The sequence below is a fragment of the Streptomyces sp. NPDC111516 genome, assembly GCF_055635345.1.
Map to the genome: position 1 here is coordinate 491,814 of NZ_JBVKBV010000003.1, position 14,956 is coordinate 506,769.

At 71.8% G+C, this 14,956-nt stretch carries 8 protein-coding genes; 4 read left to right on the top strand and 4 right to left on the bottom strand.

The window, feature by feature from the left end; all coding sequences use genetic code 11:
* Position 1: 1 nt before the first annotated feature.
* A complete protein-coding gene (locus ACZ7L9_RS10205) occupies positions 2–1,735 on the bottom strand; it encodes a sporulation protein (RefSeq protein WP_471414095.1) in 1,734 nt (577 codons plus the stop codon).
* A gap of 1,210 nt (positions 1,736–2,945) precedes the next feature.
* Between ACZ7L9_RS10205 and ACZ7L9_RS10210 the strand changes: the two genes are divergently transcribed.
* Positions 2,946–5,057 carry an asparagine synthase-related protein gene (locus ACZ7L9_RS10210; RefSeq protein WP_471414097.1) on the top strand — a complete coding sequence of 704 codons (2,112 nt, stop codon included), beginning with the start codon at positions 2,946–2,948 and terminating at the stop codon, positions 5,055–5,057.
* A 223-nt stretch (positions 5,058–5,280) separates the two neighbouring features.
* Here ACZ7L9_RS10210 and ACZ7L9_RS10215 read toward each other — a convergent pair whose 3' ends face one another.
* Both ACZ7L9_RS10215 and ACZ7L9_RS10220 read right to left on the bottom strand, forming a co-directional pair.
* Positions 5,281–7,284, bottom strand: a complete 2,004-nt coding sequence (locus ACZ7L9_RS10215; protein WP_471414099.1) for a sigma-70 family RNA polymerase sigma factor — start codon at positions 7,282–7,284, stop codon at positions 5,281–5,283.
* Positions 7,285–7,819: 535 nt separating this feature from the next.
* On the bottom strand, positions 7,820–8,791 hold the full coding sequence (locus tag ACZ7L9_RS10220) for a TetR/AcrR family transcriptional regulator (protein ID WP_471414101.1): 972 nt from the start codon (positions 8,789–8,791) through the stop codon (positions 7,820–7,822).
* A gap of 385 nt (positions 8,792–9,176) precedes the next feature.
* Here ACZ7L9_RS10220 and ACZ7L9_RS10225 point away from each other — a divergent pair, with 385 nt between their 5' ends.
* Positions 9,177–10,556 carry an NAD(P)/FAD-dependent oxidoreductase gene (locus ACZ7L9_RS10225; protein ID WP_471414103.1) on the top strand — a complete coding sequence of 460 codons (1,380 nt, stop codon included), beginning with the start codon at positions 9,177–9,179 and terminating at the stop codon, positions 10,554–10,556.
* A gap of 187 nt (positions 10,557–10,743) precedes the next feature.
* Positions 10,744–12,492 (top strand): ATP-binding SpoIIE family protein phosphatase, encoded by a 1,749-nt coding sequence (locus ACZ7L9_RS10230; protein WP_471414104.1) that lies wholly within the window; start codon positions 10,744–10,746, stop codon positions 12,490–12,492.
* A 35-nt stretch (positions 12,493–12,527) separates the two neighbouring features.
* Here the strand turns inward: ACZ7L9_RS10230 and ACZ7L9_RS10235 are convergent, their stop codons facing one another.
* Entirely contained in the window at positions 12,528–13,832 is a 1,305-nt protein-coding gene (locus ACZ7L9_RS10235; RefSeq protein ID WP_471414145.1) for an MFS transporter, read from the bottom strand.
* 155 nt (positions 13,833–13,987) lie between these two features.
* Here ACZ7L9_RS10235 and ACZ7L9_RS10240 point away from each other — a divergent pair, with 155 nt between their 5' ends.
* Complete coding sequence (locus ACZ7L9_RS10240; RefSeq protein ID WP_471414106.1) at positions 13,988–14,545, top strand: MarR family winged helix-turn-helix transcriptional regulator; 558 nt, start codon at positions 13,988–13,990, stop codon at positions 14,543–14,545.
* Positions 14,546–14,956: the final 411 nt, after the last annotated feature.

Here is a 14,956-nt window from a genome sequence, read left to right on the forward strand (position 1 = left end):
GCTATGCGGGTGCCACCAGCAGCGGTCGGGCCCGCTCGCGCAGCTCGGCGACGCGGGGCTCGTGGCCGTACGGTTCGAGCCGGTGCAGCAGGTCCCGTACGTACTCCGTGGTCCGCGCCGAAGAGATGCGGCCCGCCACCTCCACCGCCCGGGTGCCCGCCGCGCAGGCCGCGTCCAGATTCCCGGACTCCAGCTCGGCCACCGCCGACACGACGAGCCGCAGCCCGTGCGAGCGGACGAACTCCTCGGTGGGTCTGGACAGGGCCTGCTCGGTGAAGCGCCGCACCTGCCGGGGCGCCTTGAGGTCGAGGTGGCACTCCGCGGCATCCGCCGCGAATCTGTCGTACGAGTAGAAACCCAGCCACGACGGGTCCGCGTCGCCGTCCCGGGAACGCTCCAGCCAGCCCTCGGCGGCCTTCAGCGCGGCCCCCGCGGCCGGTGCGTCGCTCGCCTTCGCATGGGCGCGCGCCTCCACCAGGCGGAAGAAGCTCATGGTGCGGGCCGTGGCGAGCCCCCGGTTGCGTTCGACGGCGGCCTGCGCGAGGTCGACCCCCTCGTCGGCGAAACCGCGGTAGGTCGCCTGCAGCGACATCGAGGCGAGGACGTAGCCGCCGAGGGGTACGTCGGCCGCGGCCCGCGCGAGTCTCAGTGCCTGGATGTAGTAGCGCTGTGCGGCCTCCTGCTGGCCGGTGTCGAAGGCCATCCAGCCGGCGAGTCTGGTCAGCTCGGCGGCCGCGCCGAAGAGCGCCCGGCCCACCTCGTCGCTGTACGAGCCGAGCAGCAGGGGTGCGGCGTCGACCCGTAAGCACTCCGGAACCATGGAGGAACGCCAGTCCCCGCCGCCGTACTTGGAGTCCCAGCGGCGGGCGTCCTGGGCCGCCTCGCGCAGTTTGGAGACGTCGCTGTGGCCGACCCGCAGCGGGGAGATGTCGCTCGTGACCGGGGTGACCGGTGCGGAGGGGGAGGCGGCGGGGGACGTGAAGGAGGGCGCGGACGTGGCTTCCGGGCCCGGCTGGGCGGGGATGGACGGTGTCTGCTGTGTCCCCATTGCTCCCAGGGTTCCCAGCGCCGCTTGAGCCGCCCGCGCATTCAGCGCTGTCTGCGTGACGGGGGCCCCCGCCACGCCGGGAGGGCCCGGAGTACCGGGCTCCGCCGCCGTGCTCGTTCCGGCCGTGACCGGTGTCCTCCGAGCCCCTGCGCCGGTACGTGCGCCCCTTGCGCCTTGGCGGCCGAGGATGGCTGCCTCGGCGGCTGTCGAGTCGCGTTCCACCGACGGGTCGGCGGGGGATATCAGCCAGCGGGAGGCGGGCGTCGCGTACGCGCTCACCGAGAACGAGCCCGCCAGCGACTGCCAGATTCCGCCGCTGCCGGCCCGCCGCCCGGCCAGATCCAGCCGGTACAGCTCGGTCGCCGAGCGGACCGCCTCGGCCACATCGCGCGGAAACGCCAGCCCGACCTCCGGTGCCGGATCGGCGTCCGCGAGCCCGATCTCGTGCAGCGGGACCGGCCGGCCGAGCTTGGCGCCGATCGCCGCCGCGATGAGATGGGGCGCGGCGCCCTGCGGCACCATGCCCTTGGAGACCCATCGGGCCACCGAGGTCTTGTCGTACCTAAGTGTCAGTCCGCGCTGCGCCCCGAGGTCGTTGACCCGCCGGGCGAGCCCGGCGTTGCTGATTCCCGCGAGGGCGAGAACGGTTCCGAGCTTCTCGTTCGGTCCGCGTTGCTCCCTGGACATGCGCCACCCCTCGACACACAGACGGCCGCCGCGTCACCGTTGCGGCGCGCGGCATTCGTACCGTGTCCTCCCCAGGGACGAGCCCCGGCACTCCGCCGCACACGCATATGGCCGAGCCCCGAGGAATATGCCTCCTGCCGAGAACCTCAGTAAACACAGGGTAGTTCGCCGCATCCCTACCGTTAAGGGGCAGACGTCCGTATGGCGGGATTGTTTTCCGTGCGTACGCAGTCGGCTGTGGGGCGTCGCTCCGGTTGCCGGCGCGGTGCCCCCGTCGTCGCGCGGAGCGGCCCGGACCCGGCGCGGCCCCGGCCCGGAAACCCGGCTCGGAACCCCGCGTGACGTACCGTTCGGACGGGGGTGGCGGCGCCCGCCCGCCGGGCTTTGTACGTGCTCCTGGTGTGTGGCCGTGCGCCCGGCCGTGCGCTCTCGTCCGGCCGTTTCGGAAGCGCTTCCATGGTTGCTGCGTGGGTCGGCCCACTGCATTGGACTCAGTGGGCTGGGGGACACTGCCGCCTCATTCCCCGCAGGCGGCGGACCGGTCCGGGAGGTGAACTGCGCCTCCCGGACTGTGCATCGGACCCTGCGCCGGGCGGTGCGTCGAGACCGGCACGCGACCCGCGCGCGACCGGCGCCGGGCCGACATGGGTCGGTGCGAGTCGACGAAGCGGGGAGCCGAGCAGGGTTGAAGCAGGGCGAAATCGGACTTCTGGTGCGGTGAGGTCCCTGCTGTCGCGTTGCCGCACACTCGGAGAATGGCCGAATGTCATCGGTCGACCGAGGTTGGGGCAACCGATTCGTGGACATCTCGTCGACCGTCCGGTGATCGTCCGTCATCGGTCCGTCGCCGACGGCATCGGTCCGTGGGTGTTTCGGGGCGTGGCCGGATTTCGGCCGGTGGATCTCGTCCTTGCGGGGTACGCAACACATCCGACCCGTAAGCGCGTTGGCGCTTGAGCCGCCTCGCGCGCGCCAGGCGCCGGTCGTCCTCGCGGGAAAACCCGGCGCAGGCTGCCGCCCGACGTGCACCCGTACGGACCCGGTCGGTTCGGTCTTTGCCGGAGGCGCATGCCCTTCCGACGTGCGCCGTCCGTAGACCCTCCTGCGCGCGTCTGTCGTGGCAGCATGTTCGCAACGGCGCCGCGCGCTAGCGGAGTTCTCCCGATAATGTTCTGCTGCGCCGATTTGTCCACAGCCTGTGGAGGCGGCGATGCGTTGGTTGGTGGGGTGGAGCAGTATCGCCGCGCGCTTCGGCACGGCCGGTGCCGTCGGCGACGCCGACGAGGGGCGCACGATGCACCCCGTCGGATCCCAACTCCTGTGGGGCGACCCGGATCCGCTCTGGGCCGTCGGCGACTGGCGCTCCGACGAGATCCGTACGAGCAAGGTCGAGACCGCCGAAGGCGCGCCCACCGCCCGGCTCGCCGTCCTCGGCTGCTGCAGCGCCACCGACGAACAGCTGCGCGTCGGCCTCCTCGCCGCCCGCGGCGGCGCCCTGCGCCACCTCACCTCCTGGCCCGGCAGCTACACGGCCGTCGTCCAGGTCGGCCGACGCATCACCGTCATCGGGGACCTCGCCGGAGCCCGCCCGGTCTTCTACACCCCCTGGGCCGGCGGCACGGCTTACGCCACCGCCGCACTCCCGCTCGCCGACCTCATCGAAGCCCAGCTCGACATCGGTCACCTGGCCGCCCTGCTCGCCTGCCCCGAAACCCCGGAGGCGCTGCGCGACGGCACCCCGTACGCGGGAGTGAAGCGCATCCCGCCGGGGCACGCACTCATCCTCCGAGAGGGCTCGCGCGAGATCACCGGGTACGAGCCGGTGGCCTCCCTCGCCGTCGCCGCGCCCCAGCTCGACCCGGTCAGCGCCGTCGACGGGGTACGCGATGCGCTGGTCGAGGCCGTACGCGCCAGACTCACGGCCCCGCGCCACGCCCCCGAGACCCTGCCGCCCGACCCCGGACCGGTCCCCGGCATGGGACCCGCCGAACGACGCGCCGCCCGCGGCGCCCCCGTACCCGGCATCGGTGCCGACCTCTCCGGAGGCAGCGCCTCCGCCACCCTCGCCCTCCTGGCCGCCGGACTGCCGGGCCTGCCCGGCACCCTCCTGGGCCACGGCACGGGAGCGGGGGAGCGGCTGATCGCCGTCACCTTCAACGACCTCACCGCACGCGGACACGAGGACGAACTCGAACGCGCCCGCGTCATCGCCGCCAACCCGCGCCTGCACCATGTCGTCGTCGCCGCCGGGGAAGAGGCCCTGCCCTACGCCGACCTGGGCGGCGGACAGCTCACCGATGAACCCGCCCCGTCTCTCGTCGTTGCCGAGCGCCACCGCCGCCGCCTCGCCTCGGGGAGCGCCGACCACTTCGTCGGCGGCGGCGCCCGGCAGGTGCTCGACGCCCACCCGGCCCGCCTCGCCGACCTGCTGATGGACCGGCGCCGACGGCATCTGCTGCGCCCGGTCGCCGCACTCGCCAAGGCCGAGGGCCCGACCGCGCACTCCCTCTTCGTCCCGCTGACCGTCTATCGGGCGGCCCGCCGCCTGTCCCGTACGTCGTACCGCACCGGCCTCGAAACGGCGGCCGACCGGCTGCCGGACGCCAACCGCCATGCCCCCGACCTCGACACGCCCGCCGATGCGTCGCTCGCCGCCCTCACCTGGTCACGGCCGGGACCCGCCTCCCGCTGGCTGACCGGGGAGGCGCTCGCCGAGGTGGCGTTCCGTCTGCAGGAGGCGGCGATCCGTCCCGCGTCCGTCCCGCGCCCGGGCGAGGCCCGCGCCCGGGCGGCCCTTTCCCGGTTCGCCGCCGACCACCGGATCCTGGAGCAGGCCGCGGAGAACCGCAGCCAGCGGCTGCACGCCCCGTTCCTCGACAATCAGGTCGTACGCGCCGCCCGTGCGCTCCCCGAATCGCTGCGCGTCCAGCCGGGCGCCCGCGCCGCGATCCTGCGCCGGGTGCTCGCGGGCGCGGGCATCCACGAGCTGCCGCCCGGCTGGGGCACCCCCTCCCTCGCCACTGCGAACGCCACCGCCCGCACCGGCCTGCGCGCCGCACTCCCCGGCCTGATCGCCCTCTTCGACGCACCCCTGCTCGCCGACGCGGGCCTGGTCGAGGCCCGTGTCGTACGGAAGGCCCTGCGCGCGGCCTCGGAGGGCGAACCGCTCCCGCTGGAAGGCCTGGCGCATCTGGCGTCCATGGAACTGTGGCTCCGCCGACTTGTGTCACGGCGCGGCACCTGCTGGACGGGCACGGCGGCGCCGCGCCAGCGCGCGGTCGCGGGCGGAATCGTTCCGGCGAGGCGGACGCTGCAGCCGTAGGCGCGGGCCGGGTGGGGCGGGGGCGTCGTGTCTGCTGATGGGTGCGCGCGCCGGTACTTCGCGAGGGGCGGGACGCCCAGTGCGCCGAACTCGGTACCGGACATCCGGCGGGCGGCGTCGGGCGGTGCTGCCGAAGGTGGGACTCCATGGCGAAGCCGTACGGATACCGGCGGCGGCCGACGGCCGGCGCCTCACCAGCCCGGCCGTCTGACCGCCCGTCGGCTCACCGACAACTGATGGTCGAATCCGCCCAGTCGGCAAGTGTCGCGCCGCCGCCCCGACGTCCCCGCTCGACGACGAGCCGGATCTTTTCCTGACCGGCGATGCCGACCCCGACGGGAACGGCCCGGTCGTTGCCGTTCATCACCGGGGACTGCCACAGCCGCGTCCCGTCGCCGTTGAAGACGGAGAAGCGCACGGAGCCCAGCCCCGTGGTCATGTCGTCGACCCCGACCATGGCCTCGTAACGCGTGCACTGCCGGTTCAGCTGGATGGTGACCGAGGACTTGCCGTGGACGGTGACCCCGTGCGCGTACTGCGTGCCGCCGATCGACAGACCGGAACGCTGCCAGACCCAGTTGCTCTCGTTGATCACCACCTCCGGCGCGGTGTGGTCACCCAGCATCGAGTAGCTCAGCTCGCTGAGCCGATAGGCGGTCGGTGCGGGCGGCGGAGGTGGCGGTGGAGGAGGGGTCGGCTTCGGAGGAGAGGGCTTCGGCGCGGGTGTCGTCGGCTCAGGAGTGGGTTTCGGAGTCGGCGTCGGTGTGGGCGTTGGTTTCGGTTCGGGTTTCGGTGCGGGCGGCGGCGCGGGCGCCGGTGGTGCCGGTGGCGGGGGCGGAGTGGGTTTCGGCGGCGGTGTCGGCTTCGGGGGCGTCGGCGTCGGCGTCGGCGTGGGCGCGGCGGGCGCCACGACAGCGGGCTTGGCGGGCTGTCCGGCGTCGGGCTTCGGTTGGGTGTCGCCGACCAGCGCCCAAGCCAGTCCGGCCGCCACCGTCACGGCAACCGCCGCCGCGATGCCTGCCTTCGCCGGGGCGCCGAGCCCTTCCGAGACCGCGGCACCACCGGCGGCGCCCCCGGAAGAGCTCCCGCCGGTCGCCGCCGCGGCGGCACCCGCACCCGCGGCTCCCGCCGCGCCACCGGCGACGATTCCGGCAGCCTTGAGCGCGTACCCGGCGGCGAACCAGCCGATGACCGCGACCGGAAGCAGCGCAGGAATCCCGGCGTTGACGTGGGCCAGTTCGCCCGCGGCGAGCCGGCACTTCGCGCACTCGTCCAGATGCCCCCGCAGCCCGCGCTCGGCCCGCATCCGGAGCCCACCCCGGGCATACGCGCCGAGGCGGTCGGCGTACCGCGCACAGTTGCCGCCCGAGGTGAGCGCCTGACTCACATGCGCCTGCAGGTAGGCCTGCTTGAGCCCTTCGCGGGCCCGGCCGGCCAGGACCGCCGTGGCATTGGCGGTCAGCCCGAACAGCGGGGCGATCTCGCTGGGCGACTCCTCCTCGACGGTGGTGTGCCACAGCACCGCCTGCCAGCGCTCCGGCAGACTGCGGAACGCCTGCATCGCCATCGACTGCTCGGCCTCGTGCATCGCCAGCACATCCGCACCGAGGTCGAGCGTGTCCGCGTCCGACACCTGGGAGGCCTGGGATGCCTGCGCGGCGAACACCGCGAAGTCATCGACCAGTTGCTCCCGCCTCACGGTCTTGGTCCAGGCGGCTCCGACATGCCGGACAGCCGTCATGAGGTAGGCCCGTACCGCATGCTCGGGCCCCTTGCCCCTGCGTACCGCCTGCAGCGTGCGGGCGAAGACCTCGGCCGTCAGGTCGTCGGCGGTGTGCGCGTCCCGGCAGCAGGTCCGCGCGTAGCGGCGCACCGCGTCCGAGTGCCGCCGGAACAGCTCCTCGTACGCGAGATCGTCGCCGTCCCGCATCTGTGTGATCAGCTCGGCGTCGGAGAACGCGGAGTCGGAGGCGTCGGCGGCGCTGGTGCTGCCGCCGTCCCGCTGCATCGGCACCGCGGCGTCGGGCTCGACACCGGCGTCGAATCCGGCGTCGACGGGTGTCGGCCACGGACCGGGCAGGACGGTGCCACCCGCGACGTCACCAACCGACCGCTCGGGCCCGGCCTGGCTCGGTACCTGCCGGGAGGACGGCCCACCGGCCTCCGCCACACCGCCCGTGGCGGAGACGTCGTCGAACGACTCTTCCTGCTGCCCGTCACCGCTCATCGCGGAAGCCCCCGTATGCGTGTCGGACCCCAACACCGGGCAAGAGTGCCACATGGCGCAATCACGCCGACTCTTCAGTCCCTGCAACCACTCATCCGGGGCGGTTTCCCGAATATGAGCACTAGTGATCACCTATTCGGGGTAGCGGCATTGGGCTCTTCTGTACGGGTGGGCCGCAGGCAGCGGGCGGCAGCTCCACCGACGAGGGCCACAGGGAGTCGACGAGGGCCACAGGCAGCAACCTATTCACGCCAACCATTTGCGTCGGTCATTCACGTCAGCCGATTCGCACAGGCCATCCGGCCATTCGCGCCGACCGCGCACCCCGGCAACCGGGCCCGACCGCACCACACCCCGGCCAACCTCCCCGGAGAGGCAGTGCGCGCACGCAACGCGTCCGCGCACCACCACACCCACGCGCCACCGCCCTTACCGCGCCGACGCGACCGTGCTCAGAGGCCCCCACGCTCAGAGGTCGACCCGCTCACGCGCCGACCCACCCGCGCACGCCCCGCGGAAGCACTCCGCTCACGGCTCACGCAACGCCCCGCGAACGCAGCCCCTCCAGCAGGATGTCCAGCAACCGGCTCGAAGCTGCGGCCTGCTGAGCCGCGTCGGGGAGCGAAGGCGCCGCCGTCGCGATGACCAGCAGCACATCCGCCACCGTCACGTCACGGCGGAGCTCACCGGCTGCCCGCGCCCGCTCCACCAGGCGGCCGACGACCTCCAGCAGCTCACCGGCTCCCGTGCCGTCGTCATCGAGGCCGGTCTCCGCGGCGGAACGCCCGTCAGCCGACCGGGGGCTGGTGTGACCCGCGCCCTGCCTCTGCTGAGGCACCCGCGTCTCGTCCCGAACGCTGCCCGATCCCGATCCCGATACGGAGGGCGCCATGTCCCCCGACTCCCCGACCACAGCCGAGGCCTCGGCGGAGGCGGAGGCGGAGACGGCGGCAGCGGCCGTGGAGTCGGCGGCGGAGTCGACATCCACTCCCACCCGCAGCACCTGAGGCGGCAGCAGCCGCCCCGCGCCCGAGGCCACGGACGTCCGCAGGAAGCGCGACAGCGCCGACCACGGCTCGTCCTCCTGGCCCAGCGCGGTCCGCGCCTGGTCCGTCAGCCGGGAGGTCTCCTCCTCGGCTATCCGCCGCACCAGCACGTCCTTGCTCGGGAACCGCCGGTACACCGTGCCGACTCCGACTCTGGCGCGACGCGCCACGTCCTCCATCGGAGCCCCGTATCCCAGCTCGCCGAACACTTCGCGTGCGGCTCGCAGCACATGTTCCAGATTGCGCTGTGCGTCCACGCGGAGCGGAGCCGGGCGGCCGTTGGCCGCAGCCGTTCCGACCGACGTGCCCGACCCACCCGCCGCGCCTGTTCCGGCCGTCGCGACCGCGCCGACCGGATCTACCGTGTCCACTGTCCCCACTGCACCGTTTCGCCCGTTTCCATCGGACGAATGGGACGTGACCGCAGCAGCAGTCTGCCAATGAGAATCCTGAATGTGCATAACTGTTCCCCCGGTTATGACGTCTCCCCCCGGAGACTTCCCGCCGTTTGAGCCGGAGCGCGGATCATGGTCTCCACCCAGCACCCCGACGACATACGAACATAGTTGAGCCCGAGTCAATTCAGAAGGGGGTAGTTCCGCACGGAGCGCCCCCCGATCGGAGCAAGGACCGCTTGGTCACTGATTCGACCCCGGTCAAGCGCCCCCACCCCAACCCCTGACCTGCGCAGCTTCCGTATCCGCAGGGCGATCACCAGCAGAGGCCTGTCCGGAACCTCCGGTCACACAATTTGCCGGGGCTGTGGACAAACCCTTGAGCACGTTGCGTCATGGGGTGGTGATGGCTTCAGATTCCGGGGGAACACCCCCCGGCCCCCCGCCGGGTGTGCGCATTCTCGTCGTCGGCGGCGGCTACGTCGGGATGTACACCGCGCTGCGTCTCCAGCGGAAGCTGAAGCACAGACTCAGAAGCGGTGCGGCCGAGATCGTCGTCGTCACCCCCGAGCCTTATATGACGTATCAGCCGTTCCTGCCCGAAGCGGCCGCCGGTTCGATCTCGCCGCGCCATGTCGTCGTGCCGCTCCGCCGGGTCCTGGCGGACTGCACGATCGTGATCGGTGAGGCAGAACGTATCGACCACGCCAAACGCACGGCGACCGTCATCACCCTCGCCACCGGGGAGGACGGCACCGGCGCCGTCGAGATCCCGTACGACGAACTCGTCCTCGCACCCGGCTCCGTCTCGCGCACCCTCCCGATCCCCGGCCTCGCCGAGCACGGCATCGGCTTCAAGACGATCGAGGAGGCCATCGGCCTGCGCAACCACGTCATCGAGCAGATGGACATCGCCTCCGCCACCCGCGACCCGGCCATCCGCGACGCCGCCCTCACCTTCGTCTTCGTCGGCGGCGGCTACGCGGGCGTAGAGGCCCTCGCCGAGCTGGAGGACATGGCCCGCTACACCTCGCGGTACTACCACAACATCAAGGCGGACGACCTGAAGTGGATCCTCGTCGAGGCGTCGGACCGCATCCTTCCCGAGGTCGGTCAGGCGATGGGCGTCTACGCGATCCGTGAGCTGCGCGGCCGCAATATCGACGTACGCCTCGACGCCAGGCTGGAGTCCTGCGAGGACCGGATCGCCGTCCTGAGCGACGGTTCCCGCTTCCCGACCCGCACCGTCGTGTGGACCGCGGGCGTCAAACCCGCGCCGATCCTCGCCGCCACCGATCTGCCGCTCAACGAGCGCGGCAGGCTCAGATGCACCGCAGAACTCACCGTGGCAGGGGTCGAACACGCCTGGGCCGCCGGGGACGCCGCAGCCGTACCCGATCTGACCGCCGCGGAAACGGGCAAGGAGACCGCGCCCAACGCCCAGCACGCCGTGCGTCAGGCCAAGGTCCTCGCCGACAACGTCCTCGCGTCGATCAGCGGCGAACCCCTCACGGAGTACCGGCACAGCTACGCGGGCTCCGTCGCCTCACTCGGCCTCCACAAGGGCGTCGCCCACGTCTACGGTCGCAAACTCAAGGGCTATCCGGCCTGGCTGATGCACCGTACGTATCACCTCAGCCGGGTTCCGACGTTCAACCGGAAGGCCCGCGTCCTTGCCGAATGGACCCTCGCCGGGCTCTTCAAGCGAGAGATCGTCTCCCTCGGCTCGCTGGAACACCCGCGCGCCGAATTCGAACTCGCCGCGGGAGGCGAACGCCCCGGGCCGGACCACCCGCCGGCCACCGACGGCCCGCCCGGCAACGGCGGCTGACTGCCCGTCGGCCCCCCACGTCACCCGACCGGGGCCGGATCGTACCGACGACTGTCAGTACGGTCCGTCACACTGGACGTGTGACCATAGGTGGGCCCACATCTGCACAGAGTGACCCGGCCGGCAGTGACCGACAGCGAGCAGCCCGCCCCAGCGGACCAGACCGACACACGAGGCCAGAGATTCCGTGAACTTCACGCGTTGGAGCGCCCGCCTACCCGGAACGCAGCGTCGCGCCGCCGCACGGGACGACCACAGTTCCGTGCCCTCGGCCCGCGCCGAGTACGCACGGCCCGGGACCGGCCCCTGCCCACCGGACGGCGACACGCGCGGCGACACGCACGGTGCGACTTCCGGGGACCGCGGCCCTGCCCTGGAGGATCTCTCGGCCCAGGACATCCTCGGCCAGCTGCCCGCCCTGGTGGCCCTGGTGTACGGCCCCGACCACCGGATCGCGTACGTCAACGACGCCTACGCCGCCGCGTTCGGACCGCGCCCGGCCGGCGCCCCCGCCGTCGAGGCCATGCCCGAGCTCGCCGAGCTCAGTCTGCTGCCCCTCATGGACCAGGTCCTGCGCAGCGGCACACCCCGTACGGTCAAGTCCCGCAAAGTCCGCAGCGGCAATTCGTACACCGTGACCTGCACCCCGGTACGCCGGGACAGCGACGCCGAAACCGACGGCGAAGGGGCCAGGGGCGGCAAGCAGACCAAGAACAAGGACAAGGACAAGAGCAGGAGAGGCGCCGAAGGCGGGGTGCTCGTGTACGCCGTCGACGTCACCGACCACGCCGAAGCGGCCGAGCGGCTCCGCGCCAGCGAGCGCCGCCACCGCGAAACGGCCGTCACCCTCCAGCGCTCCCTGCTCCCGCAAGAGCTGGAGCAGCCCGACGACCTGCGGATCGCCGCCACCTACCAGCCAGGCGGCACGGATGCCGCGGTCGGCGGCGACTGGTACGACGTCATCACCCTCGGCGCGGGCCGCACCGCCCTGGTCATCGGCGACGTGATGGGACGTGGGGTACGGGCCGCCGCCGTCATGGGCCAGCTCCGCACGGCCGTGCGCGCCTATGCCCGCCTCGACCTCCCGCCCCACGAGGTGCTCCAGCTCCTCGACGGTCTCGCCGCCGAGATCGATGCCAGTCAGATCGCCACCTGCGCCTACGCGGTCCACGATCCGAACGACGGCCGGCTCGTCTACGCCTCCGCCGGGCACCTACCGATCCTGGTGTGCCATGAGGACGGTACGGTCCACCGCGCCGAGGACCCGACAGGACCGCCGCTCGGCACCGGCGGCTGGATCCACACATCAGGCACGATCGCGCTGCCGCCCGGTTCCACCGCGGTCCTCTATACGGACGGCCTGGTGGAGCGCCGCAGCGAGGACATCGACGAGGGTGTCGCCGCCCTGGAGCGCGCTCTTTCCGGGGCGAAGGGTTCACCCCAGGTGGTCTGCGACCGGCTGATCCGCTCCCTCGGCGTCACCGCGGAGCACGACGACGACGTGGCGGTGCTGGTGGTCCAGCACCCCGCCCGTACCGGGGCGGACGCGGAGCTGTTCCACAACGCCTCGCTCGAACTCCTCGGCGGCGTCGAGGCGGCCCCGCGCGCCCGCGCGTTCGCGACCGGCGTCCTGGCGTCGTGGCGATTCCCGGTCGAGCTCTGCGACCTGGGCGTCCTGGCCGCGGGCGAACTCGTGGCGAACTCCCTCAAGCACGGCACCCCGCCGATGCGCCTGGGCCTGCGCCGCACCGACCGCCGCCTGATCATCGAGGTCACCGACGGCGACGACCACCTGCCGCGCCGCCGCCGCGCCGATCCGGCGGACGAAGCGGGCCGCGGCATCTCCATCGTCGCGACGATCGCCACGTCCTGGGGCAGCCGCCGCACACCGGGCGGCGGCAAGGCGGTCTGGTGCGAATTCGCCCTGCCACGGTAGGGGCCCTGTCACAGCAGGACCCCACCGGCCCGGACTCAGCGAGTGGCGACGGCGGAGGCGGCGGTCACCGGCTCGGCCTCCGGCAGTGACACGGCCACCACCCTGGACGGCGCCGCCTCGATCGAAGGCTGATCCTGTACGGGAGTGAGCCGTCGGCCGAGCCGCAGCGCCAGCACCGTGATGCCCAGCGAGAACAGCACGAACGTCACGATGTACGGCCCGTGCAGCGTCGCCCCCATCGGCCCGCCCACGGCCGGACCGACCGCGAGCGCGAGCTGCTTGCACAGGGCGAAGGCGGAGTTGTACTGCCCGACCATCGACTCCGGCGCCAGATCGGCGACCAGCGGCGCCACGGTCGGCGACAGCATCGACTCACCGAGCCCGAACAGCGCGTACGTGGAAATCATCGCGGCCGTCGCCATGGTCTGGCTGCCGTGCCCGAGCCCCGCGTACCCGGCCACGATCCAGGCGAACGCCCAGATCAGACCGACTGAGGCGATGACCCGGCTGCGCCTGCGCCGCTCCACCAGACGCAGCACGACGAACTGCGCCACGACGATGACGGCGGTGTTGGCTGCCAGTGCGATACCGAGCGTCGAGGGCTGGATCCCGGCGGCCTCGGTGCCGTACGCCGCGAGCCCGGACTCGAACTGTCCGTAGCAGGCGAAGAACAGCACGAAGCCCAGCACGCACAACTGCACCATGGCCCGATGCGACAGCAGCGCCCGCAGCCCGCCCGGCGCCTTGGACCCGTCGGAGCGCCTGGCGTCGGAGAAGGACGGCGTACGGGACAGCCGCACCGTGGCGGCGACGACACCGAGCACGATGAACATCGCGGCCTCGATGAGGAACAGCAGGGTGAAGGTCTCCGGCCGGCTCGTGTCGACGATCTGCCCGCCGACCAGCCCACCGATGCCGAGCCCGAGGTTCTGCAGGAAGAACTGCATGGCGAAGGCGCGCGTACGAGTGGCGGTGCTGGAGCACCACACGAGCATGGTGGCGAGCGCCGGCTGCATGACCGCCGTACCGGCCCCGAGGACCGCGGCCGACAGCACGGCGGCGGTCACACCCGACGACAGGCCGAGGGCGGTCGCGCCCAGCGAAGCGACGACCGAGGCGACGACGAGCACGGGCAGCGGCCCGCGCCGGTCGATGACCCGCCCGGTGAACGGCAGAACGGCCAGCGCCGCCATGGCGAAGACCGCCAGCACGACTCCCGCGGTGCCGGCACCCAGATCCCGTACCTGTGCCACATAGACGTACAGATACGGAACGGTGAACCCCAGCCCGAACGCGCTCAGCGCGCTCCCCAGCTGGATCCGCCGCAGTGCTGCACCCATCTCCCTGGTCACACTCACCTACCTCAAGGTCTCGAAGCGACTTGCCGAGCCACCCGAACGACTCGAACCCGAAGACTTTAGCACTAAAGTTAGAAGCTCAACAATTCAATTCGAAGGACTTCGACGGGTTTGGAGGGCATGCCATACTGCCCGCCATGTCCGACACCACCGAGCAGCCCGGCCCGCAGGAGCCGAGCCTCGACGAGCAGATCGCCGCCTATCAGCGCGAGTTCCGGGACCTGGACCCCCAGGTCGAGCAGGTCGTCTCGGCCCTGGGCCGGCTGAACCGCCGGATGAACGTGGCGTACGGCCGCCAGGTCGCCGCCCTCGGCATCAGCAATGCCGAGTGGGAGGTCCTCAAGACCCTGGTCCTGGCCGGCTCCCCGTACCGCCTGGGCCCGGGAGAGCTGGCCAAGCGCCTCGGCCTCACCCCGGCCGCGATGACCCACCGCATCGACCGCATGGCGGGCGAGGGCCTGGTCACCCGCGACCGGGACGAGAGCAACCGGGTGCGGGTGATCGTCGAGCTGACCGATGAGGGCCGTACGAAGTGGCTGGAGGCGATGCGCATGGCCACCGCCTTCGAGGAGGACCTGCTCCAGGACCTCACCGGCGACGAACGCGGAGTCCTCGGAGACATGCTGATCCGCCTCCTGCGCCGCGTGGAGCACGCTCAGCCGGACGCCGGCGGCCGCCTCACCGACCTGGACTGAACCCGTGCCGGACACGCACGAAAACGACTTGACCTGGCCGGGTTGACACGCCCCTCCACGATCCGTAAGGTACTTCGAGTTGCCACCGAGCCGGAACGGTTCTGCGGCAACCGATCCCGCCGCGAATGCGGCAACCAATACTCAGTACGATCTCCCACTCGGGACAATTTCGGCATGCCGGAATTAATTTCGAAGACTCGATTATGAGTCGCCGGGAAAATCCGCTAGAGTTTGGACGTCGGAACGGCCCAACGGCCGGGAAGACAAACCCCGCTGACTGGGAATCAGGCCCGAAAGGATCTGATAGAGTCGGACTCGCCGGAAAGGGAAACGCGAAAGCGAAGAACTGGAAAGCGACCCCGCTTCGACCGGGAATCGGACACGAAAGAGTCTGATAGAGTCGGAAACGCA